At 60.3% G+C, this 22,803-nt stretch carries 18 protein-coding genes and 1 tRNA gene; 9 read left to right on the plus strand and 10 right to left on the minus strand.

Features of this window, described 5'->3' with window-relative positions; all coding sequences use genetic code 11:
* Positions 1–212 precede the first annotated feature (212 nt).
* A complete protein-coding gene (locus F0M18_RS12585) occupies positions 213–3,059 on the plus strand; it encodes a TonB-dependent receptor plug domain-containing protein (RefSeq protein WP_149611795.1) in 2,847 nt (948 codons plus the stop codon).
* 174 nt (positions 3,060–3,233) lie between these two features.
* Here the strand turns inward: F0M18_RS12585 and F0M18_RS12590 are convergent, their stop codons facing one another.
* The 5 genes from F0M18_RS12590 to serA all read right to left on the minus strand — a co-directional run bounded on the left by F0M18_RS12590 (position 3,234) and on the right by serA (position 9,920).
* Entirely contained in the window at positions 3,234–3,833 is a 600-nt protein-coding gene (locus F0M18_RS12590) for a hypothetical protein (protein ID WP_149611796.1), read from the minus strand.
* A 30-nt stretch (positions 3,834–3,863) separates the two neighbouring features.
* Positions 3,864–6,860 carry a TonB-dependent receptor gene (locus tag F0M18_RS12595; protein ID WP_188109705.1) on the minus strand — a complete coding sequence of 999 codons (2,997 nt, stop codon included), beginning with the start codon at positions 6,858–6,860 and terminating at the stop codon, positions 3,864–3,866.
* Positions 6,861–6,972: 112 nt separating this feature from the next.
* Positions 6,973–7,959, minus strand: coding sequence for a FecR family protein (locus F0M18_RS12600; RefSeq protein ID WP_149611798.1), 987 nt, complete (start codon positions 7,957–7,959; stop codon positions 6,973–6,975).
* A gap of 132 nt (positions 7,960–8,091) precedes the next feature.
* Positions 8,092–8,667, minus strand: a complete 576-nt coding sequence (locus F0M18_RS12605; RefSeq protein WP_262500933.1) for an RNA polymerase sigma factor — start codon at positions 8,665–8,667, stop codon at positions 8,092–8,094.
* 23 nt (positions 8,668–8,690) lie between these two features.
* Positions 8,691–9,920 carry a phosphoglycerate dehydrogenase gene (gene serA / locus F0M18_RS12610; RefSeq protein ID WP_149611800.1) on the minus strand — a complete coding sequence of 410 codons (1,230 nt, stop codon included), beginning with the start codon at positions 9,918–9,920 and terminating at the stop codon, positions 8,691–8,693.
* Positions 9,921–10,042: 122 nt separating this feature from the next.
* Here serA and F0M18_RS12615 point away from each other — a divergent pair, with 122 nt between their 5' ends.
* Positions 10,043–11,443, plus strand: coding sequence for an FAD-binding oxidoreductase (locus F0M18_RS12615; RefSeq protein ID WP_262500934.1), 1,401 nt, complete (start codon positions 10,043–10,045; stop codon positions 11,441–11,443).
* Positions 11,444–11,464: 21 nt separating this feature from the next.
* Here F0M18_RS12615 and F0M18_RS12620 read toward each other — a convergent pair whose 3' ends face one another.
* Genes F0M18_RS12620 through F0M18_RS12640 form a run of 5 tightly spaced genes read right to left on the minus strand, consistent with a single transcriptional unit; the run spans position 11,465 to position 15,600 of the window.
* The gene (locus F0M18_RS12620; protein ID WP_149611802.1) at positions 11,465–12,442 is read right to left on the minus strand and encodes a serine/threonine protein kinase; all 978 of its coding nucleotides are present in this window, start codon (positions 12,440–12,442) and stop codon (positions 11,465–11,467) included.
* Positions 12,439–13,527: a molybdenum ABC transporter ATP-binding protein gene (gene modC, locus F0M18_RS12625; protein WP_149611803.1), complete on the minus strand. Its 1,089-nt coding sequence runs from the start codon at positions 13,525–13,527 to the stop codon at positions 12,439–12,441. The genes F0M18_RS12620 and modC overlap by 4 nt, the downstream gene beginning before the upstream one ends.
* Positions 13,524–14,210, minus strand: a complete 687-nt coding sequence (gene modB, locus F0M18_RS12630) for a molybdate ABC transporter permease subunit (protein WP_149611804.1) — start codon at positions 14,208–14,210, stop codon at positions 13,524–13,526. The genes modC and modB overlap by 4 nt, the downstream gene beginning before the upstream one ends.
* Positions 14,201–14,926, minus strand: a complete 726-nt coding sequence (modA, locus tag F0M18_RS12635; protein ID WP_149611805.1) for a molybdate ABC transporter substrate-binding protein — start codon at positions 14,924–14,926, stop codon at positions 14,201–14,203. The genes modB and modA overlap by 10 nt, the downstream gene beginning before the upstream one ends.
* Positions 14,890–15,600, minus strand: a complete 711-nt coding sequence (locus tag F0M18_RS12640; RefSeq protein ID WP_149611806.1) for a ComF family protein — start codon at positions 15,598–15,600, stop codon at positions 14,890–14,892. Before F0M18_RS12640 ends, modA begins: the two co-directional genes overlap by 37 nt.
* A gap of 77 nt (positions 15,601–15,677) precedes the next feature.
* Here F0M18_RS12640 and bioB point away from each other — a divergent pair, with 77 nt between their 5' ends.
* The 7 genes from bioB to F0M18_RS12675 all read left to right on the plus strand — a co-directional run bounded on the left by bioB (position 15,678) and on the right by F0M18_RS12675 (position 22,641).
* Positions 15,678–16,724, plus strand: coding sequence for a biotin synthase BioB (bioB, locus tag F0M18_RS12645; RefSeq protein ID WP_149611824.1), 1,047 nt, complete (start codon positions 15,678–15,680; stop codon positions 16,722–16,724).
* A 5-nt stretch (positions 16,725–16,729) separates the two neighbouring features.
* Positions 16,730–17,896 (plus strand): 8-amino-7-oxononanoate synthase, encoded by a 1,167-nt coding sequence (gene bioF, locus F0M18_RS12650; protein WP_149611807.1) that lies wholly within the window; start codon positions 16,730–16,732, stop codon positions 17,894–17,896.
* Positions 17,897–17,922: 26 nt separating this feature from the next.
* Entirely contained in the window at positions 17,923–19,482 is a 1,560-nt protein-coding gene (gene bioC / locus F0M18_RS12655; RefSeq protein ID WP_188109706.1) for a malonyl-ACP O-methyltransferase BioC, read from the plus strand.
* Positions 19,479–20,156, plus strand: a complete 678-nt coding sequence (gene bioD / locus F0M18_RS12660; RefSeq protein ID WP_149611809.1) for a dethiobiotin synthase — start codon at positions 19,479–19,481, stop codon at positions 20,154–20,156. The genes bioC and bioD overlap by 4 nt, the downstream gene beginning before the upstream one ends.
* 200 nt (positions 20,157–20,356) lie before the next feature.
* Positions 20,357–22,150, plus strand: coding sequence for an acyl-CoA dehydrogenase C-terminal domain-containing protein (locus F0M18_RS12665; protein ID WP_149611810.1), 1,794 nt, complete (start codon positions 20,357–20,359; stop codon positions 22,148–22,150).
* A gap of 141 nt (positions 22,151–22,291) precedes the next feature.
* The gene (locus F0M18_RS12670; protein WP_149611811.1) at positions 22,292–22,504 is read left to right on the plus strand and encodes a DUF3094 family protein; all 213 of its coding nucleotides are present in this window, start codon (positions 22,292–22,294) and stop codon (positions 22,502–22,504) included.
* Positions 22,505–22,564: 60 nt separating this feature from the next.
* Positions 22,565–22,641, plus strand: a tRNA-Pro gene (locus F0M18_RS12675).
* Positions 22,642–22,803 lie beyond the last annotated feature (162 nt).

Here is a 22,803-nt window from a genome sequence, read left to right on the forward strand (position 1 = left end):
GGTCCATTTCCCACTAACACTGGCAGTTCCTGAACGACCTGAAGAAAAAAATTGCGTGAATATTGTGCGAAACAAGGCAATTGATGTGAATTTTGCACAAATTGGCGGTTGGCATTGTGGTTTTACGGAACTAATTCGTTTCTTATTGGCACAGGAACTCTCAATCCGTGATGAGGGTCCAGTCTTAAAGTCAAAATATCAGGGGTAAAACAATGATCAAGAAAAACCGATTGTCGGTAGCAGTGTCCGCTGCGCTGGGATTGGCTTCTTTGAGCTTGTCCTCTCCAGGCGCATTCGCCCAGGAAGAGACCATGCTGGAAGAGGTGGTAGTAACCGGTTCGCGTATTACTCGTAATCCCGAGTCCTACCTTGGTGGGATGTCCATCACTTCAGGTGAGCAGATCGAGCAGATTGGTACCTACAGCGTACTGGATACTCTGGCGCGCCTGCCCTCTGTTACCAGCAGTGGTGGTGGCACAAACCGCAATAACTCCAACGGTGGCCGCGGCGCTAACTTCGTAGAGATACACAACCTTGCCGCCGAGCGCACACTGGTGCTGATGGATGGCCGCAGGGTCGTATCCACCATTCGCGACTCCACCGGTCTGGCCGTCGATCTGCAAAGCTTCCCATCCAACATGATTGATCGTGTTGAAGTGCTTGCCGATGGCGCGTCTGCTATCTATGGTTCTGACGCCGTAGCCGGTGTGGTTAACGTGGTCATGAAGAATGGCTTTGAGGGTTTTGAATTCACGGGAGGCTACGGCCAGCCCCAGGATGACGGCGGTGAGACCCAGAATGTCGGCTTCCTGTTCGGCGCCCAGGGTGCTCGTGGCGGTTTCACCGTAGGTTTTACCTATAACGACACCGAGAACGTGGATTTCCTCGATCGCTCCTGGTCTCGTGTGCCCATTCTCGGTGAGGCCGATGATGGTGAGGGCGGCCGCCTGACCCTGATCGGCAGCGGTATCCCCCCTGAGGGCCGTGTCCCGGATGCCGGCATTATCTTCAAGGATGACCCTGCGACCGGCGCCAGCTACCAGCCTTACGACACGTTTGGCTTCAGTGGCTTGAACGGTTCTGCCGGTGACGGCAGTGTTCAGTCGATACTGGATACTGGCCACCGCTTTAACTATAACGATCCGGGCAGAAAGGGCGTTAGCCTGGTGAACCCGGCAACTGTCTATAACTTCGGCACGATTGGTGAAGTTGAGATTGCAGACGGTTGGTCAGCCTACACCAACCTGATCGCGCAACACCGTGAAGGTACGCTGTATTTCACGCCGCTGCCCGTGTCTGGCGCAGCCGGTCGGTTCACCGACCTGTTGAAAGTGCCGTTCGATAACCCCAATCTTCCGACAGACGCCGCAGCCGTAATACGCGAGGCTCTCGGTCCGGATGCGGAAACGTTCCAGATGTCCTATCGCGGACTGGACCTCGGTAACCGTACTTTTGAGTACGATACCGACACTTACCAGGCCACGGTCGGCTTCCGCGGTGATCTGGATTTCATCGGCTCTGACTGGAGCTTTGATTCCTGGGCTACCTGGGGGCAATCGCGTCTGACCGAAGTGACTTTTGGCCAGTTGAATGTCGCCAACCTGCAGGCCGCTGTAGATCCGGCACAGTGCGCCCTGATCAGCAGCTGCCCGAAGAAGGCAAACGGCGATCCGCTGTTTGATCCTTTTGGTCGCAGCCCCAAGACCCAGGAAGAGATCGACTTCATCACTTTCGAAGATCACGAGAAAACCGAGTATGAGATGTGGCATGTGGCTGCATCCCTGGCTACCAGTGACCTCATCGAATTGCCAGCCGGCGGAATGGGCTTTGCGGCCGGCCTTGAGTGGCGTGATGAGTCAGGTAGTGTGACGCCCTCCGGTATCGTAGGTAATGGCGACAGTGGTGGTAACTTCGCCGAGCCGACTTCTGGTGGTTACAACTTGTGGGAGATTTACGCTGAGGTAGACATCCCGATCCTGTCCGGTGCGCCCTTTGCAGAGGAACTGGGTATCGAAGCGGCTGTGCGTTACTCGGATTACGACGACTACGACGAAACCACCTGGAAACTGGGTGGTCGTTGGGCGCCTGCCGAATGGCTGACATTCCGCGCACAGGCATCAACCGGTTTCCGGGCACCTAACGTGCTTGAGTTGTTCGGTGGTACGGCCGACGCCTTCACGGGTGTGACTGACCCCTGTAATGCGGTCAATCAGGCGGCTAACCCTACTGTAGCGGCTAACTGCGCGTCCCAGGGGGTTCCCGCGGACTACATCCAGCCTGCTGCTCAGTTGAAGCTTTCCCAGGGTGGTAATCCCGAGCTTGAGCCGGAGACATCGGATAACTTCAGTGTAGGTCTCGTTCTGACGCCTGAAATCTGGGGTAACCCGCGTATCGCGATTGACTACTACGATGTGGAAATCGATGGTGCTATTGGTACTCCTGTGGCTTCTAACGTGATCAACACCTGTTATGAAACGGCGGGACTGGCTGCACCTGAGTGTGACCGGATTGGCCGTGGGCCGAACGGCGACGTCATTCGCTTCGACCTGTTGCTTGAGAACCTTGCTACCATCGAAACCTCTGGTGTCGACGTTAACATGACCTTCTCATGGGATGCAGGCCCGGGCGTGCTGACTGCGGACTGGCTGGTTAACTGGCTGGATGAGTACACAGAGACTACCGATACCGGCTTTAAGGAAGAATTTGCCGGCGAAGTGGCCTGTGACGTTTGTAGTTTCGCGGGTTATCCCGAGATCAAGTCTACTTTGAGTGCAACCTACGCGATGAATGCCTGGACGGGAACGCTTGCCTGGCGCTACATCGATGAGATGGACATCTCGGATGAAATCGGTTTTGACGAGTTCAACAAAACAGCGGACGCCGTCAACTACTTCGATTTCTATGGCTCGTATAACTGGGATAACTGGACCTTCTCTGTCGGTGTTGAAAACCTGACAGACGAAGAGCCTCCTTTTGTTCCGGCTATCTCTGCCAACACTAGTCCGATCTATGACTATCTGGGCAGGTTCTACAGCGCAAGAATCAAGTTCGCCATGTAAGGCGAGCACTCTAGTGCAACACCAAAGCGGGCCTTATGGCCCGCTTTTTTTTGCCTTGAGGATGTGAGAGAAGCGAAAAATCTTACGGCGTGAGACGGTCATTACCAGCCAACCGTAGGCCTGGTAAGACCTGATAAGTGGTGTATTAGTTTGTAGCCTGTGGCTGAGTAAGGGTTATTTCAGGCGCTTTACGCCAACGCTGCGTTTGGCGGCAACCAGCTCCATTTCGTAGAAACCAAATCGATTAACTGAAATCGCCACTAGAGTATCGTCCCCGGAATACGTGTATCGACCCGAAACGCGTTGTTGCCAGACCTGGCCATTATCCAGGCGAAATATGGTTTTACCGCTCCATCCCTTGAACGGAGGCAAGACATTCGCCTGTAACTGTTTGCCTCGATCCTTCTCAGCGGGAGAAGGCTCGGGGAAGCCGAACCCGTCCATTTGGGGCGTTGCCGCTTCCTCTGCACCGCCTGCTATCGCTCCAGTGGTGGCCACAGAGGCTTCCACTACGAGGGGGGCTTCAGGGCTTGCTTGTGGACTCGCCGAAACTGGCCGCTTGGCCAATTCCTGGCGACTTAGCCATGCATTGAGCGCCTCGATTTCTTCAGGGGTCAGCTTGTCCAGTCCCGCAGCGAGGTATTCCTCGGGAGACATCAATTGCTGGATTGATAGCCCTTTGCCGGGCGATTCTTCTGCAAGAATACTTGCCGTAAAGGCAATGCAGGCGCAGCTAATCGCTGTAGCCGTCGCTCTTAATTTCAACGTGTTCATTGCTCTTCCGGATAATTGGCCTGGTGAAAACTAGAACCTTTGATTGATGCGAGTATACCAGTATCGACCTCTCAACTCGTGCATTCGACCGTCGATATTGTCATTGAACGCAGATGTAGCGAGTGGCGCCTCCTCGTCGAGTAAATTGTCTATGCCCAGGGTGAGGCGCAGCCCATCTAGAAAACTGGCGGAATAGTTTAGCTGGACGTCGTGCACAATCCAGCTGTCAATTTCGCGAGTCTGCCGACTATCGGGGATGATTTCTTCCATGTCGCTGATAAAATGCAGTTGATAGCTCGCTGACCAGCGCTCGCGCTGCCAGCGCATGCCCAGCTGCGACTTCCATTCCGGTATACCGCCAAGGCCCTCGGAGGCCTCGTCGCGGAAGGTGCCTGCCAGGTCCAGTTCCGGCGCCGTCCGATCCAGCCTGGCCAGGTATTCCCAGATCCAGCTGCCACTGCCACTGATGGTGAACTGCCCCCAGCGCCGCCCCGGCAGGTGCCAGGTGAAGGCCAGGTCCATGCCTCGCACTTCACGCTGGCCGATATTGAGGTTACTGGCTGTTACCAGGGTGAGGTTGCCCATGTCGTCGCGTGCAACGCGATCATCAAAGGCGCCGGTGAAGGCGTTCTGGTTGACGATAAACTGCGCACTCGAGGACACCACATCCTCCTGCTCTACAGAAAAATAGTCCATGGAGAACGCCAGGCCCGGTATCTCGACGGGTGTCAGCACGATGCCCAGGCTGTAGCTGTCTGAGGTCTCCGACTTCAGGTCGGCATTACCGCCCTTGAGCACCAGGAACTGGTTGCGGGTGGGGTCGGCCTGGCGGCTGCATCCGGGCAGGGTGTCGACATTGACCACCTGGGTGCAAGGGTCGTTGATAAAAGCCTGCTCCTCGGTATTGCCCTCGTAGAGCTCATTGAGGCTGGGCGCGCGAAACCCCTGCGCATAGTTACCGCGCAGCAGTATGGAAGGGCTAGCCTGCCAGCGCAGGGCGAGTTTGGGATTGGTGGTGGTGCCGAAATCGCTGTAGTCGGACATACGCAATGCGGCTTCAACGTCGAGACTGCGCAGGCCGTCTGCACTTTTCCACAGGGGCACGATAGTCTCCAGGTACAGTTCCATGACATTGCGGTCACCCCCCGTGGCCTCGAAGTTGGTGGCGCCGATAGTACTGGTGGAGGCGAGCAGTGCCGAGGGCTTCTTGCTGGTAGCCTCGCGCCGGTACTCCACACCGAAGGCCAGGTCTGTCCGCCCGGCGGGCATTCCCGCCAGCGCACGGGAAAAATTCATGGCTGTGCCGTAGAGCTTGGAGTAACCACTTACTTTCCCTGTTGTGCTTATATAGCGCGCCTGTTCCGGTGTGATCGAACCCGAGGCACCGACCAGGTCCACGGCGATGCAGCCGTCTATCGCCAGGCCCAGGCAGTTGTCCGCAGGCCCGATGGCGCGAGCGAGACGGTCTGCGTTGACGATGCTGGTGGTGACCTCGGTGGCCTCGCTGCGGCTCCAGTTGTAGGCCACGTCCCAGTTCCAGTCGGCGAACAGGCCCTCGACCACGGCGCTGAACCGGGTCACCTCGGACTCGTTGCGCTGTCGCCGCTCCGGAAACTCCAACAGCCGCCGCCTGACATCGACCAGTTCCACGCCGAAGGGGTTGTAGAGATTGTCGGCAGCAACCGCCAGGTCGGACTGCTCAAAGGCAGTGAATACCGGTGTGGGGGCCAGCGTGGAGGCGGCCTCGGTTTCCAGGTGGCTGAGCTCGACAAAGCCGGTGATGCTCTCGTTGAAATCGTAGCTTGCATTGCTGTAGAGGCTGCGTCGCTCGAGCGGCACTACCGCGGTGGTGTAGTCCTGGTAATTGAACAGGTCTTCGTCGCCAGCCTGCCTGTATCCGGCGCCGTCGGCGATCAGGGTGGGTCCCCCGGGAAGGGTGACGCGGGCATTGGGCGTCGCGCTGGAACGCTGGTCGGTGCCGCCAAGGGGCCGGGTATCCGCGCTGGCTGAGACATCGCGGTCGCGGCTGTAGAGGGGCTCCTGGTTGTACAGCGATGCGCTGATGAAAAATGAGCCCTCCGGCAGCCCGGTGCCGTATTGCAGGGTCTGGGTAGAGGTCTCGAGGTCCCCCTGTTCGGCCTGTCCATAATAGGCTTCGGCCAGGAAGCCATAAAAATCCCGTTTCATGATCACGTTGACGACACCGGCGATGGCATCCGAGCCATAGATGGCGGAGGCGCCATCCTTGAGGATCTCGATGCGTTCCACCGCGGCGGGCGGAATGCTGTTCAGGTCGACAGATTCGCCTGCGAGCCCGTCATTGGCCACGCGGCGGCCGTTTATCAACACCAGGGTGTTGCTGGCGGGCAGCCCGCGCAGGGTGACAGTGGCGGTGCCGTCACCCCCGTTGGAAATAGCTGTGCTGTTAGCGTTGCCCGAGACCGCTGGCACGAACTTGAGCAGTTCACCGAGGGTTTGCGCCCCGCTGAGCTCGATGTCGGGGGAGGACAGAATATCTACCGGTGCACCACCACTGTAGCCGGGTCGCCGAATACGCGAGCCGGTGACATGGGTGCCATAGACATAGGTTTGTTCCAGGCCGGGCACGTAGATGGGGTACTGGTCCAGCATCTCCCGCGGCGAGGGACAACCCAGCGCCGCCGCGCAATCCAGTGCAAATACCGCGATGACTCGATCATCAACCAGTTCCCAGCCCAGGTTGGTGCCCAGCAGCAGCGTATCCAGTGCCTCGGAGGTCTTCACGGTTCCGACCACTTCCGGTGCCGGCAGTTCGCGCACGACCTGGTCGGAAAAAACCACCGAGAGGCCGCTTTGCTGGCTGAGTTGAATCAGTGCCGATGCCAGCTGTGGCGCTTCAATATTGTACTGGATGGGCGCCGTGGCGAGGGGGTCTGACGCCAGTGCCGGGGTGTGATTCAGGCTCAAGCCCAGCGCCAGCAGGGCTGGGCGCCAGTAAGACAGCTTGCCCGATAGCCTCACCGGGTCTGGCGCAAATGCGGTGAACATAGCTGGCCTGACTGTGGGTTGGTCGCAACCCATTGATAGAGCTAAGTATTTTATGGAACAGCACGCGCAGGAAAAGCCCCGCGATAGGGGTCCCGTAAGAGGTCTTTATAGCTTACTGGCCGGCTTTGAGCAACCGCACAGAGGCGTCGTCGAGTTCCTCGGTTTCCAGGTCCAGGCTGAGTGCCAGGGCGCGCAGGGTGGCATCCGGTTGATCGAGGTCGAACACCCCGGAGACGCTCATTGCGGCGACGTCCGGGTCGGTCACCACGATATTCTTGTCGTAGTAGCGCTGGATTTGTGCGACCAGGTCCAGCAGAGGCATCTCACGGGCCACCAGTTGCCCGCTGCGCCAGGCCAGCTGTTGCGCAATGTCAGAGGTGCTGACCTGCCACCTGCCGGGGTTGACGAGCAGGCGCTGATCCTTGCGCAATACTTCGGCCGTGGCCGCGCGAGCGCCGGTCTCTCCCAATTCAGTGACCCTCACCACACCTTCAGTCACGGTGATATCGGTGGTCCCGTTATGAACATAGACATTGAACGCGGTGCCAATGGCGGTAATGCGCGCCTCACCGGCGTCTACATGAAACGGGCGCTCCTGGTCGGGTTTGACCTGGAACCAGGCCTCGCCGCGCTTCAGGGTGATGAGGCGCTCGTCGTCTGCGTAGGTGACCTCAAGGCTGGACCCTGTGTTCAGCAGTGCGCGCGAACCGTCCTGGAGTGCTATATCACGGCGTTCGCCCGTTGCTGTCTGGTACTGTGCGGTAACGGGTTCAGGGCTGGTGAGCGGCCACAGGAACACGGCCAGCACCAGGCAGGCCGCGGCGGCCAGCGCCGTCGGCAGCCAGTTTCTGTTGTTGGCAGCTTCCGGCAATGCCTCGGTTGCCAATGGCATATGGCGCACGACGCCAAGGTCATCCCAGAGGGCCAGGGCTTCGTCCATGGCGCGCCGATTGGCATCGCTTTCCGCCAGCCACAGTGCGAAGGCCTGTCGGTCTTGCTCTGACGCGGAATCGGAGCGCAGGTGGGCCACCCAGCCCAGGGCTGTGTCCACGGTTTGCTCAAACTGTAGCTGGTTATTCTGATCCATCTTCTCTGGCACAGCCTCCTGCCGTGTCCATTGCTGCCGCGCGTGTAAAGCTGCGTTGAAAGTATAGTAGTTGTTTGTTTGAAACGATTGAGCCGGGCATTTCCTCAACTGAAAAAGTGAAAGTATTGTGCATCTAACGCCCGGTCACTCATCATCCTTGTTGTCCTGCGCGGCCAGTTTGCTGCGGCAGTGTCGCAGTGCCTGCAGAATGTACTTCTCAACGCTGGATACCGACACCTGCATCTGTTCCGCAATGGCGCTGTAGGGCATCCCGTTCTGGCGGTGCAGGAGAAATGCCTGCTTGGCCTTGAAAGGGAGCTCCTCGAGGGCCTGGTTTATCGCCTTGAGTCGCTGCCTGGCACCAAGTATCTGTTCTGGTGAGGCACCCGCGGCGTTGACGTCGGCGGGTTCACCGTCGACTACCTGGCTTTTTTCCGAGCGCAAGAAACGGAAGTGGAGCTGCCGCCGACGCAACTGGTCGGTAGCCAGGTTGGTTGCAACCTGAAACAGGAATGCCCGTGCATTATCGAGATTCTCTGGCTGCTCCAGCCGGTGCAGGCGGATATAGGCCTCCTGGGCCAGCTCTGCCGCATCCTCCGGGTTATCGAGTTTGCGTGCCAGATACCTTTCCAGTAGTACACCGTGTTCGGCGACCAGGTCGGCAATGAACTTGTCTTTCTCGCGAGTCACTTTGGCATCATGCCACCGCAGGGAGGTCAATGACCATCCCCGGGGTGAGGTTGCTAGAACAGCACTCGTGAGCGAATGGTGCCGTCAATGGCTGCCAGCCTGGCCAGCGCGACGTCGCTGTACTCCGCATCGACATCGATGACAACATAACCGATCGCGTCATTGGTCTGCAGGTACTGCGCCGAGACATTGACACCGGTCTGCGAGAACACGTTATTGATGGCGCTCATAATGCCCGGCACGTTGTGGTGGATATGCAGCAGACGGTGGCTGCCAGCGTGCTCGGGCAGGGCAACCTCCGGGAAATTCACCGAAGACGTGGTGGTGCCGTTGTCGGAATACCTGGCGAGTTTCTCCGCTACTTCCATGCCGATATTTTCCTGCGCTTCCACCGTGCTGCCGCCGATATGCGGTGTCAGGAAGGTGTTATCGAAACGGCGCAAAGGTGACACGAACTCATCGTCATTCGATCTGGGTTCTAGCGGGAAGACGTCGATGCCGGCGCCGCCCAGTTTGCCCTCAGACAGCGCGTCCGCCAGCGCATCGATGTCCACCACGGTGCCACGGGAAGCGTTGATCAGGATGGCCCCGTCCTGCATCTGCGCCAGTTCATTGGCGGCGATCATATTCTGTGTGGCGCCGGTTTCAGGTACGTGCAGGCTGACCACGTCCGAGTGGGCAAGCAGGTGGCTGAGGCTGGGCACCTGGCGGGCGTTACCCAGTGGCAACTTGTTTACCACGTCGTAAAACTGAACCTGCATGCCCAGTCCCTCGGCGATAACGCCCAACTGCATGCCGATATTGCCATAGCCGATGATGCCCAGTTTCTTGCCGCGAATTTCGAAGGCGTTGACCGCCGACTTCTGCCACTCGCCGCGGTGCGCTGCGGCATTTTTTTCCGCCACGCCGCGCAACAGTAGAATGGCTTCGGCAATCACCAGTTCTGCCACGCTACGGGTGTTGGAAAAAGGCGCATTGAACACGGCGATGCCGCGCCGCGTGGCTGCCGCGAGGTCCACCTGGTTGGTGCCAATGCAGAAGCAGCCCACCGCGACCAGCTTCCTGGCGGCATCGAACACCTCTTCCGTCAGCTGGGTGCGCGAGCGAATGCCGACAAAATGCGCGCCGGCAATCGCCTGTTTCAGCTCTTCGGGAGGCAGTGCCTTCTTGTGCAACTCGATATTGGTGTATCCATCCCGCTGCAGCGCTTCCACTGCCGAGGGGTGGACTCCTTCCAGCAGCAGAAACTTGATCTTGTCCTTGGGCAGTGACTGTAGGGCCATGACCGTCGAATCCTGTATGTAAAGCGCCCTGGCGAGTAAACCGGGCTAAAAAAAGGGCGCGTATGTTACCATACGCGCCCCCTGAATCTGCCCCCTGTGAAAAATACCGGAGGATACGTCCCGTGGCCCAGCTCGACAGTGAAATACTCGCTGCCCTGAAGGATATTGTCGGTGAAGAGCGAGTGCTGACCGACCCGGAATCCCTGCAGTATTACGGGCGGGACTGGACCCGCTTTTACGAGCCGGCGCCTTCTGCGGTGGTGCTCCCGGGCACCATCGAGGAGGTGCAGGCACTGGTGCGGCTGGCGGCATCCAGTTCGCTGGCTATCGTTCCTTCCGGTGGCCGCACGGGGCTCAGTGCCGGTGCTGTGGCGGTAAACGGTGAACTGGTCATGGCGCTGGATCGCATGAACAACATCGGCGACTTTGACCCCGTCGACCGCACGGTGCGTTGCGGTCCCGGCGTGGTAACCGAGCAACTGCAGCAATTTGCCGAACAACAGGGTCTCTACTACCCCGTGGATTTTGCTTCGGCTGGTTCGAGCCAGATCGGCGGCAACATCGCCACCAATGCCGGCGGCATCAAGGTGATACGCCATGGGATGACGCGCGACTGGGTAGCGGGTTTGAAGCTGGTGACCGGAACGGGCGAGCTGCTGGATCTCAACCGGGGGTTGATAAAGAACAATGCCGGTTATGACCTGCGTCACCTGGTGATTGGTGCCGAAGGTACCCTGGGCGTTGTCGTGGAGGCTACCATGCGGCTGGACCGGCCGCCCCGCGATCTGGCGGTAATGGTGCTGGGGGTACCGGATATGACCGCGATTATGCGGGTGTTGGCGGCTTTCCAGGGTGAGATCGAGCTGTCAGCTTTCGAATTTTTCTCTGAACTCGCCCTGCAGAAAGTCGTGGCGCACCAGGCGCTGCAACGCCCCTTCGAGACTATCACCGAGTACTACGCCCTGTTGGAATTCGAACAGCCGGATGCGGCCGCGATGGAGCGTGCCATGGCGCTGTTCGCGCACTGCGTTGAGCAAGGCTGGGTGTATGACGGCACGGTGAGCCAGAGCGTTGCCCAGGCAGAGAATCTCTGGCGCCTGCGCGAGGATATTTCCGAAACCATCACGCCGTGGACCCCTTACAAGAACGACATTTCCACAACGATTTCCCGTGTCCCGGAGTTTCTGGCCGAGGTCGAGGCGGTGGTGAATGAAAACTACCCGGATTTTGAAATCATCTGGTTTGGCCATATCGGCGACGGCAATGTGCACCTGAACATCCTCAAGCCCGAGTCTCTGGACATCGACGCATTTCGCGAGCAGTGCGGTGAGGTGTCGCGGTGGGTATTCGAGATCGTCCAGCGTCATGGGGGCTCGGTATCGGCGGAGCATGGCGTGGGTCTGTTAAAGAAGGCATACCTGCACTACTCACGTGACCCGGCCGAAATCGGGATCATGAAGCAAATCAAGCTGGCCTTTGATCCACACGGGATTATGAACCCGGGCAAGATATTCGACTTGTGACGGGGAAGCCGTGACAGTTTCCTAGAGCAACCGCAGGGGTTCTTCCTGCAGTGCGGCGAGCTGCTCGCGCAGCTCGAGAATGTGTTCGGCCCAATAGCGCTCCGAGTTGAACCAGGTAAAGGCCCTGGGGAAAGCGGGGTCGTCCCAGCGTCGCGCCAGCCAGGCGGCATAGTGGACCAGGCGCAATGTGCGCAGGGGCTCTATCCAGCGCAGTTGACGGGCGTCAAAGTCACAGAATTCCGCATACCCCTCGACCAGTTCCGCCAGTTGCAGTTCGCGCTCATGGCGTTCGCCGTTGAGGAACATCCACAGGTCCTGGATTGCCGGCGCCATGACACAATCATCCAGGTCGACGAAGTGGGCTACCTCGTCGCGCCAGAGGATATTGCCCACGTGGCAGTCGCCATGTACACGGATTTCGTCAGCCTCGCCGGGTTGATAAGCCGCTTGGACGCTGGATAAGAGGTCAGCGGTAAGGGATTCGTAAGCGGGTTGCAGTTCCCTGGGTATGAAATCGGCGAGCAGCAATTCGCGACTCTCCGCCAGCATGCGCTCAATGCAGATGCGCTGGCGGTGCCTGAAGCGGCTGGCTTTGCCAACGGCGTGAATGCGGCCCAGCGTGCGACCCAGTATGAACATGTTGTCCAGGTTATCCAGTTCCGGTGGGTAACCGCCGCGTCTCTGGAACAGGGCGAACAGGAAGCCGTCGTGCTGGTGCAGGCTGGTACCGGTCTTGTCCACCAGCGGGGCGACCACGGATATGTCGGCGGCCTGCAGCTCCAGGCTGAATGCGTGTTCTTCCAGGATCTGCTCGCGGGACCAGCGTTGCGGACGATAAAATTTGGCGATAACGGGGTCAGCGTCTTCCAGGCCTACCTGGTACACGCGGTTTTCATAACTGTTCAGCGCCAGCAGCCTGGCGTCGGACAGGTAGCCGGCGGACTCAACCGCATCGATAACCGCATCGGGGGTCAGCCTGTCATAGGGGTGGGTATTCATACCGCATCGCCCGCTTCGGAGAGCAGGGCGACACTCTTGATCTGGGCAAATACCCTGTCACCCGGGGCCAGCTGCAAGCGCTCCGCCGACTTGCGCGTTATCCGCGCCAGCAGGAACTGCTTGCCCAGTGCCAGCCGCAGCATCAGCTGGGCGCCTCCGCTGGTCGTGATTTCAGCAATGGTGACCGGGAGAATATTGAGTATGCTGCTTTGCGCGGGCCGCTCGCGACAGATACTGACGTCGCGGGCGGGAATGCGCAGGCGCCGGCTCGAGCCGGGAGCTTGTGGCAGCAGGTTCACGTAAAGCACTTGTTCTTCTACCTCGATTTCCGTTAGCCCAAAGTGCGTGTCCTGGGCCTTGATATGGCCGCTTACGATGGCGGCGGCCTGTTCCTCATGGGCGAGCTGGGTGTCCAGTCGCGAGGACATCTCCATCATGGGTCCTGAATCGACCAGCTTGCCCTTTTGCAGTAGCAGCAGGTCATCGGCCAGTTGACCGAGTTCTTCGATATCGTGACTGACATAAATCATGGGTAGGTCCACCTGGTTCGCGATCTCCTGTAACAGGGTCAGGCACTCGGCGCTGGCCATTGGGTCGAGGTTGGCCAGTGGCTCGTCGAGCAATAGCAGCTGTGGCGCGCTGCACAGGGCTCGCCCGATGGCAACACGTTGCTGTTGCCCCGCTGACAGTGTATCCGGCTTTTGCGGCAGCAACTCGTCAATACCGAGTAGTGCTTGCAGGCGATCCCGCTCCAGTGCCGGCCTTCCCCTGGCGCGTTGGCTGGCGTAGTCCAGGTTGCCGGCGACGGTGAGGTGAGGGAACAGCCGCGCGTCCTGGAACACGTAGCCAATGCGGCGGCGCCACACGGGAACGGCTTGTCCATGGCCAAGCCACTGCTGGCCACGAAAGCTGATCTGGCTGCCGTCGCCCGGTTCGCGCAGGCCGGCGATGCAGTCCAGCAGTGTGCTTTTGCCACTGCCGCTGGGGCCGTATAACGCGGTTACGCCCTGGTCGGCGATGCTGCTCTGCAACTGGAGCTGGAAGCCCTGTTGACCCGTGCAGTGCAGGTCCAGGTCAAGACTCATGTGCGCACCCGCCACGCCGAGGCGCCGCTCTGGCGGTAGATGAAAAACAGCAGGGCGAGCGAGAACACTACGAGACCGGCGGCCATTCGGTGGGCCTCGGCGAACTGCAGGGTCTCGACCCGGTCGTAGAGGGCGATGGACAGCACCTGCGTTTCACCGGGGATGTTGCCGCCAATCATCAGGATCACGCCAAATTCACCGACTGTGTGAGCGAAGCCCAGGCTGGCAGCGGTGATAAAACTGCGTCGGCTGATGGGCAGCACCACGCTGCGGAACTGGTCCCAGGGCGAAGCGCCCAGCGTTGCCGCCGCCTGTCGAGTACCGGCGGGCAGGCTCTGGAACGCCGACTGCAACGGTTGCACGACGAAGGGTAGCGAGTAAATGACCGAACCGATTACCAGGGCGCTGAAACTGAATGCGAGTCGCGTACCAGTGAGCTGTTGCCACAGCATCCCCACGGGTGAGTCCGGGGCCAGCGCCAGCAACAGGTAGAAGCCCAGGACTGTCGGCGGCAGCACCAGTGGCAGTGCCACCAGTGCCTCGACCAGGGCCGACATATTGGTGCGTCGTGTCGCCAGCCACCAGGCGAGAGGTGTACCCAGCACCAGCAGGATCACGGTGGTTACAGCCGCGAGCGCAGCGGTAAGGCCGATGACATCCAGTTCTGCTGGGCTCAGGGGCAAGGTAAGTAGCCGGCGTTGTCAATCATCTGGCGCACGGTATCACTTCCCAGCCATTGCAGGTAGGCGCGGGCTGCGTCCGTCTGGCGCAACACCACCAGATGCTGGGTCAGTGGTCGATGCCACTGCGGCGGAATGGGATAGGCCCCGGGTGCGAGCGCGCGAGCGACAATCGCCAGGTCGACTGCGCCCGAATACCAGAACTGGTATGCCTGCAGCACGTTGCTGCCGCGAACCAGGGTGCGCCGGGCCGCAAATTCGGGGCGGTCGAGTACGTCCATCGCAGCCCTGCCGTAGGGTGCCGTGGCCGGGTTGCCGATTGCGACGCTGAGCCCGGCGGTCGCCAGGGTGTCCGGGTTGCCACCCAGCAGTGCCAGGCTGCCCACGGCATAGCAGCGAGTTAACAAGCCTTTGCCAGCACTCACCAGTTGCTCCGGTGTGGCCTTGTCTGCGGCCAGGAACAGGTCGAATGGCGCGCCGTGTAATACCTGGTTTGCCAGGGTGCCGGTTGCTGCACTGGACAGCAGTATTTTCTGTCCGGTCTTGTGCGTGTAGGCAGTATTGATTTGTTCCAGCGTGGCGCGAAAATTGGCCGCCACGGCAATTCTGAGCACGTCTTCGGCGATCGCTGTGGGGCTGGCCAGCATTACAAGCAGCAGGATGGCGCGCAGTTTATGCAGGGTCAGTCTCCGGGTGAGGGTGTGCGGGCCAGGCACCATATTTCCACGTGGCGGGCGCCGGAGGCCTTCAGTGCCGACGCTACTGCCTCTGCGGTGGCGCCAGTGGTCAGCACATCGTCGACAACAGCCAGGCGGAGGTTGGCACAGCCGCCAGCGGCAGTAAAGGCCCCTGTCAGGTTGCGCCGGCGTGCCTCGGCGGCCATGGTTGATTGAGCCGCGGTGCGCCGCGAGCGCTGCAGCAGCCCGGTAGCGAGCTGCAGTTGCGGCAGCCGCCGCTGCAGCGCCAGGGCCAGCAGCTCGGCCTGGTTGTAACCTCGCCGCCAGTGCCGGAGCCAGTGCAGCGGCACGGGGATTACCGCATCTACCGCAGGCGGGTCGGCAACCTGCTGCAGCCACAGGTCGGCCAGCAGCGTAGTGAGGTGGCGTGCACCGCTGAACTTCCAGCGATGCACGAGACAGGCGAGGTACTCGCCATACAGCCAGGGCGCGATGGCGCGATCAAATGTTGGCGGGCTCTGCAGGCAAGTGCCGCAGACACCGCTGACCGCCGTCGGCAGCGGCGAGGCGCAGAGCCGACAGGCGTGTTCGTTGGCAGGGAGCTCATTGCGGCAGTCCTGACACAGCGGCAATGGGCCGGGGCAATGCCACTTGCACAGACTGCAATAGCTGGGAAAGAGCCCGTCGAGTAGCTGCCCCGTGATTCTGTTAACCACTGTGCCTGCCTTTGGTTGACAGCTTTCGGGGGCGGGTTATCATGGCGCTTCCTCTCTTTTCAGCCATTGGTTTCATCATGAAGACAGCTGCCGTCAGCACCGCTCCCCCCGTCGGGGATATCCGCCACGATTGGACGCGCGACGAAGTCGATGCCCTGTTTGCCTTGCCGTTCAATGACCTGCTGTTCAAGGCGCACAGTCTGCACAGGTCTCATTTTGACCCGAATGAGGTGCAGGTCAGCACATTGCTTTCCATCAAAACCGGCGCCTGCCCGGAGGACTGTGCTTACTGTCCCCAGAGCACGCGCTACGACACCGGGCTGGAAGCAGAGAAGCTGATGCAGGTAGAGAAAGTGCTGGAGCAGGCCCGGGCTGCCCGTGACGCGGGGTCGACGCGCTTCTGCATGGGCGCCGCATGGCGTTCTCCCAAGCCTCGTGACATGCCTCATGTGATCGCCATGGTCAGGGGCGTGCGGGAACTGGGTATGGAGACCTGCATGACCCTGGGTATGCTCACCGAGGAGCAGGCCGGGCAACTGGCCGAGGCCGGGCTCGACTACTACAACCACAACCTCGACACATCCCCCGAATTTTACGGCGACATTATCACTACCCGCACTTACCAGGATCGCCTCGACACCCTGGAACATGTGCGCCGCTCGGGCATGAAGATCTGCAGCGGGGGCATCGTCGGCATGGGCGAACAGCAGTCCGACAGGGCCGGCATGTTGCAACAGCTGGCGAACCTGCCACAGCACCCGGAAAGCGTACCCATCAACATGCTGGTCCGGGTAGAGGGGACACCGCTGGCGGAGCAGGACGATCTCGACCCGTTCGAGTTTGTGCGCACTATTGCGGTAGCCCGGATCATGATGCCGGCCTCCCATGTTCGGTTGTCTGCCGGGCGTGAGGACATGAATGAACAAATGCACGCCCTGTGCTATTTCGCGGGCGCCAACTCCATTTTCTATGGCGAGAAGCTGCTGACCACGCCCAATCCGCGGGCCAACACCGACATGGCACTGTTTGATCGCCTGGGCATCAATGCCGAGACCCGCGAGCTGGAGCAGCCTCCCCGCGACCCCAGCCCCCAGTTTTACGACGCCGCAGCCAGCAACGGCTGAGCCGTGTGGCGTCGGTGTTTGAACAGCGGCTCGGCGCTGCACTGGAGCAGCGCCGGCAGCAGGACCTGTATCGGCAACGCCTGACCCTGGATTCACCCCAGGGCCCGCTGGTGCGCCTGCACAATCGGGAATACCTGAACTTTTGCAGCAATGACTACCTCGGCCTGGCGGCACACCCCAAAGTACTGGAGAGTTTTCTCCGCGCAGCCACTGAGTATGGCGTCGGCAGCGGTGCATCCCACCTTGTTTGCGGCCACAGCCGGCCGCACCAGGCACTGGAGGAGGCGCTGGCCGAACTGACTGGCAGGCCGCGTGCGCTGCTCTTTTCTTCCGGGTATGCCGCCAACACCGGGACCCTGGCAACGTTGCTGCGGACCGGTGACCAGGTATTCCAGGACCGGCTGAATCATGCCTCGCTGCTCGATGGCGGCCTGCACAGCGGGGCGCGTTTTCGCCGTTTTGCCCACAATGATGTGGCCGATCTTGAACGCCGTATGGCCGGCGTCGACGGCGCAAAGCTGGTGGTGGTAGACGGTGTTTTCAGTATGGACGGAGACACCGCACCGCTTGCGGAGTTGTCGGCCCTGTGCCGTCGGGAGAACGCCTGGTTGATGGTCGATGACGCCCACGGGATCGGTGTGCTGGGCGAGACTGGCGCAGGTAGTCTGGAGGCAGCCGGGATGGGAGTGTCGGATGTACCGGTGCTCATGGCGACGCTGGGCAAGGCCCTGGGTGTGGCAGGTGCATTCGTGGCCGGTGAAGAGTTGCTGATCGAGAACCTGATCCAGCAGACGCGCAATTATATCTATACCACAGCGACCCCACCGGCCCTGGCTGCCGCCGCCCTGGCTGCCGTGCAGTTGTTGCATGAAGAGAGCTGGCGACGGGAATACCTGGCCACCCTGGTGGCACGGTTCCGCCGCGGTGCCCTGGAGCAGGGGCTGCCGCTGATGGAGTCACACAGTGCGATCCAGCCGCTGCTGGTGGGCGATGCCGGCAGCGCCGTCGCATTGAGTCAGCGACTGCGTGCGGCGGGGTTGCTTATCAGCGCCATCAGGCCGCCAACGGTGCCGGCAGGCACTTCGCGGCTGCGCATTACCCTTAGCGCTGCGCACAGCGAGCAGCAGGTTGACTATCTCCTGGAGCAGTTGGGGCGGCACTGGTGCCAGTAGGCGTGCAACGGGAATATTTGCCGGCCATGTCACAGCCGCGCCAGCAACTGGTGCTGCTGCACGGATGGGGTAGTAATCGCGACGTATGGCGCCCGCTGGTCACCCTGCTGCGCCCCTGGGCTGATTTGACGTTATTGGATATTCCCGGGCTGGCGCCCGGTGTCGAATCCGCAGATCCGGGCCTCGATAGTGTGCTCGATGAAATATTGCGCCTGGCGCCGGAGCAGGCCGTATACCTGGGTTGGTCACTGGGTGGCCAGCTCGCCATGGCCCTGGCCGCCCGGGCGCCCGAGCGTGTATTGGCGGTGGTGACCTTGTGCAGCAGCCCGCGCTTTTTGGCTGCCGCGGACTGGGTGGGTATGGCTGACGCAGAGATGCGCGGCTTTCGTGAAACTGCCGCCATCAACCCCGGGCGCGCCTTGCGCAGGTTCGACAGTTTGCAGGTGGCGGGCGCAGAAACGCCTCGCCAGTTGCTGCGCACCTTGCAGGGCACCCGCAGTGCCCTGCCTGGAGAAGAAATTGTTCCCGGGCTGGATTGGTTGCAGGGCCTGGATCTGCGCACCCAGTACAGCCAGATGGAACAGCCCCAATTACACTTGCTGTCCGAACTGGACCGGCTGCTGCCCGCTGCGCTGGCGCAAGCACTGGATACCCTGTTGGCCGCAACCCCCCTGGCGGAAACAGCCGTGTTGCCCCGCTGCGCGCATCCCGCGCCGTTGCAGGCAGCGGACGAAATCAGCAGCCTGTTGTGTGCTTTCCTGCAAAAGCACAACCTGCTTCGGGCAGTTGGCCAGCACCGGCAGAGCCTGGCCAAGAAGGACGTTGCGCAGTCCTTCAGCAAGGCTGCCACGGCATACGATTCGGTGGCGCAATTGCAGCGCGATGTGGGTGCTGCGCTGATGTCGCGCCTGGACGGCCTGGCCGTGGATGCCGAGACGGTACTGGACCTGGGCAGTGGCACCGGTTACTTCCAGCCCTTGTTGGGCCAGCGTTTTCCTGAGGCTGCCTACCTCGGGCTGGACCTGGCCGAGGGCATGGTGCGCTACGCGCGTGGGCAGCATGGTGAAGCGGGGCAATGGCTGGTTGGCGACGCTGAGATGTTGCCGTTGGCCGCCGCTTCGGTAGACCTTGTTTTCAGCAGCCTGGCCCTGCAGTGGTGCCAGCGTCCGGAGTTACTGTTCGCCGAGTTTGCGCGGGTCCTGCGCCCCGGTGGCTACTGCGTATTTACGTCACTCGGGCCGGAAACGCTCAGGGAGCTGCGTGCCGCCTGGGCGGCTGCCGACCAGTACCAGCACGTGAACAGCTTCCTGCCGGTGGATGAGTTGCAGCAAAGTTGTGCCGGGGTCCCGCAATTGCGGCTGAGTCTCTCGGTGCAGCAGTACCAGATGCGGTATGGGCGAGTGCGCGACCTGTTACATGAGCTGAAGACCCTGGGGGCACACAACGTGAACAGCCAGCGCTCGAGTGGGCTGACCGGGCGACGTGCACTACAGGACATGATGCAGGCCTACGAAGACTGGCGCACGCAAGACGGTATGCTGCCGGCGAGTTATGAGGTTATTTTTGGTGTGGTGGAGAGAACGTGAGCAAGACATTTTTTGTAACCGGCACAGATACGGAGATCGGCAAGACTGCCGTCAGCACCGCAATACTTTCAGCGGCGGCAAGTGCCGGCCTGAGCACAGCGGCGGTGAAGCCCGTCGCCGCAGGCTGCGATGCGCAGGGTCGGAATGAGGATGCAATCGCCCTCATGGAGGCGATGACTGCCGACCTGGACTACGCGCAGGTAAATCCGGTTGCCCTGCAGGCTGCTATTGCGCCACACATTGCCGCCGAACAGGAGGGCAAGGTAGTGCAGGCCTCTCGACTGGCCGGATTGTGCCGGGGTGTGATGCTCTCGGGTGCCGAGCTGGTCATCATTGAAGGCGCCGGTGGTTGGCGCGTGCCGATTTCGCCGCGAGAGACCCTGGCGGACGTAGCCAAGGCGCTGCAGGTAGAGGTGATCCTGGTGGTAGGTATGCGGCTGGGTTGTATCAATCATGCCTTGCTCAGTGCGGAGGCGATTCAGCGTGACGGCCTGAAGCTGGCTGGCTGGGTGGCAAACCAGCCAGCCAGCAGAATGACTTGCCATGAAGAAAATGTGCGTACGCTGCGACGCCTGATCCCGGCCCCCTGCCTCGGGGAGCTCCCCCATATTGCCCCGTGGGACGTGAACAAGGCCGCTGAAGCCATTGATTTGAAATGCCTTATGGGTATGTAAGCGCTTACCAATAAAGCATTGTCTGCAGTTCTCACAGCAACAGACATATAACCAGAATCCCCGGCCGGCATTGTCGGTGAAGCAAAAAAGGTATTTGACTTTGCACGGCGGTTCGGCCTAATGTGTGCACTGCATACATGGCCTCCGTGGGCTGGCTGCTGCCAGTTTTGCGGGTCCGATGATCGATAGAGGTAATTACCATGCCAGAATACAAGGCGCCGCTGCGCGATATCAGTTTTGTAATGAATGAAGTGCTGGAGGCGGAAAAGCTGTTCCAGACTTTGCCCGGTTACGAAGAGGCCACCACCGACCTGTTGGATGCCATTGTCGAGGAGGGCGCCAAGTTCAGCGAAGGCGTACTTTCCCCGCTTTACCAGAGCGGCGACGAAGAAGGTTGCACCTGGAGCGAGGAGGGCGTGAAAACACCCACTGGCTTTAAAGAGGCTTACCAGCAATACGTGGAAAACGGCTGGCCGGCACTCAGCGCTGATACAGAGTACGGCGGCCAGGGCCTGCCCAATGCCTTGGGTATCGTCATCAATGAAATGGCCGGTTCCGCCAACTGGGCCTGGCTGATGTACCCCGGACTCTCACACGGGGCAGTCAAAACCATCGAAGAGCACGGCACGCCGGAACAGAAAGAACAGTACCTGACACGTCTCGTCTCCGGCGAGTGGACCGGTACCATGTGCCTGACGGAGTCGCATTGCGGTTCCGACCTCGGCTTGCTGCGGACCAAAGCCGAACCCCAGGCGGACGGCTCCTACGCGATCACCGGGCAGAAGATCTTCATCTCGGCCGGTGAGCACGACATGACCGACAACATCATTCACATCGTACTGGCTCGCCTTCCGGACGCGCCTGAGGGCACCAAGGGCATCTCGCTGTTTATCGTTCCCAAGGTCAACGTCAACGAAGACGGTAGTCTCGGAGAGCGCAACGCTGTGAACTGTGCCTCTATCGAGCACAAGATGGGCATCCACGGTAATGCCACCGCCGTGTTGAATTTCGACGGTGCCAAGGGCTACCTGATCGGCCCGGAAAACCGCGGCTTGAACTGCATGTTCACCTTTATGAATACAGCGCGCGTAGGCACAGCGGCCCAGGGTCTGGCCCACATGGAACAGTCGTTCCAGGGCGCGTTGGCCTACGCCAAGGACCGCCTGGCAATGCGCAGCCTGACCGGCCCGAAGAACCCTGATGGCCCGGCTGACCCGATTATCGTGCACCCCGATGTGCGCCGCATGCTGTTGACCCAGAAAGCGCTCGCCGAAGGCAGCCGCGCACTGCTCTATTTCCTCGCCATGCAGGGCGACGTGGTAGACAAGGGCACCGAAGAAGAGGCCAAAGCGGCTGATGACCTGATGTCGCTGCTGACGCCAATCGCCAAGGCCTTTATGACTGAACTAGGCTTTGAGTGTGCGAACCACGGCGTGCAGGTATTCGGTGGTCACGGCTTTATCAAGGAATGGGGTATGGAGCAGATCGTGCGCGACTGCCGCATTTCCATGCTCTACGAGGGTACCACCGGAATCCAGGCCATGGATCTCATTGGTCGTAAGGTCCTGGGCTCCGGCGGCAAGTTGTTGCTGCAGTTTGCCGGCATGATCGATGAGCTTTGTGAGTCGAGCGCCAGTGAAGAGGACAAGGTGCTGCTGGATGCGCTCAAGGCCAAGAAAGATGAGTGGCTGGGGCTGTCCATGCAGATTGGTGAAGCGGCGATGCAGAACCCCGACGAAGCCGGCGCGGCTGCCGTGGACTACCTGATGTACTCGGGCTACATCACGCTGGCCTACTTCTGGGCCAAGATGGCTATTGTGGCACGGCAGAAAATTGCCGACGCAGACGGCGACACCTCCTTCTACGAGGCCAAGCTGATGACGGCTCAGTTCTACTTTGAGCGTCTGCTGCCGCGCACTGAGTCACTGAAGACAACCATGCTGGCGGGTGCGGATAACCTCATGCAGATGCCCGAGGAACTGTTCGCAATCTGATTGTATTGCTGCCGGGATATCAGCCCCGCCAAGGGGGTGACAATCCCGACTTTCGGGGGGAGAATACGCGAGTATTTTCCCCTTTTTTTTGGCGCTTCCCGGTGGAACATAAACAGGGTGGGCGCAAACGACGAGCAAGTTATGACGGAACCAGCCGAGCAACAGGACCGCAGCTACCAGAACAGCCTCCGCCCGGAGGACCAGCAGAAGGTAGATGAATTCTTAACCCGAGGGGTCAATTCGGTTGAGCGCAAGCCGTTCAGACCCATGCGCATGGTAATCCTGTTGATTCTGACGGTGACATTGCTGAGTATTTTCAGCCAGTTTATTGCGCGCTGGGCCGGCGTTTACTAGCCATCGCCGCCCATTGGTAAGGTACGAGACTTTTGCTATAGTAGCGCGCCTCAAAAACATCGGTGTGTAGCGCAGCCTGGTAGCGCACTTCCTTCGGGAGGAAGGGGTCGGAGGTTCGAATCCTCTCACACCGACCAAACGCACAAAAAGGCCCCGTTCAGGAGACTGTGTGAAAACACCTCCGGGGTCTGACAAAATACCCGTATCGCAAGATACGGGTATTTTTTTATGCGCCATCTGGATGGAGAGTCTCGAGAACAGGGCAGTTTGCTGCCTGACACCCTGGATGACTACGTCGC

This window comes from Pseudohalioglobus sediminis, from assembly GCF_008370495.1.
In the GTDB taxonomy this organism is placed as follows: domain Bacteria; phylum Pseudomonadota; class Gammaproteobacteria; order Pseudomonadales; family Halieaceae; genus Halioglobus.

Coding starts and splice junctions, on each gene's coding strand:
- F0M18_RS12585 (WP_149611795.1), top strand. CDS start 213: ATGATCAAGAAAAACCGATTGTCGGTAGCAGTGTCCGCTGCGCTGGGA.
- serA (WP_149611800.1), bottom strand. CDS start 9,920: ATGGCCCTACAGTCACTGCCCAAGGACAAGATCAAGTTTCTGCTGCTG.
- F0M18_RS12620 (WP_149611802.1), bottom strand. CDS start 12,442: ATGAATACCCACCCCTATGACAGGCTGACCCCCGATGCGGTTATCGAT.
- F0M18_RS12590 (WP_149611796.1), bottom strand. CDS start 3,833: ATGAACACGTTGAAATTAAGAGCGACGGCTACAGCGATTAGCTGCGCC.
- F0M18_RS12595 (WP_188109705.1), bottom strand. CDS start 6,860: ATGTTCACCGCATTTGCGCCAGACCCGGTGAGGCTATCGGGCAAGCTG.
- bioB (WP_149611824.1), top strand. CDS start 15,678: ATGAAGACAGCTGCCGTCAGCACCGCTCCCCCCGTCGGGGATATCCGC.
- F0M18_RS12670 (WP_149611811.1), top strand. CDS start 22,292: ATGACGGAACCAGCCGAGCAACAGGACCGCAGCTACCAGAACAGCCTC.
- modA (WP_149611805.1), bottom strand. CDS start 14,926: ATGGTGCCTGGCCCGCACACCCTCACCCGGAGACTGACCCTGCATAAA.
- F0M18_RS12665 (WP_149611810.1), top strand. CDS start 20,357: ATGCCAGAATACAAGGCGCCGCTGCGCGATATCAGTTTTGTAATGAAT.
- bioC (WP_188109706.1), top strand. CDS start 17,923: ATGTCACAGCCGCGCCAGCAACTGGTGCTGCTGCACGGATGGGGTAGT.
- modC (WP_149611803.1), bottom strand. CDS start 13,527: ATGAGTCTTGACCTGGACCTGCACTGCACGGGTCAACAGGGCTTCCAG.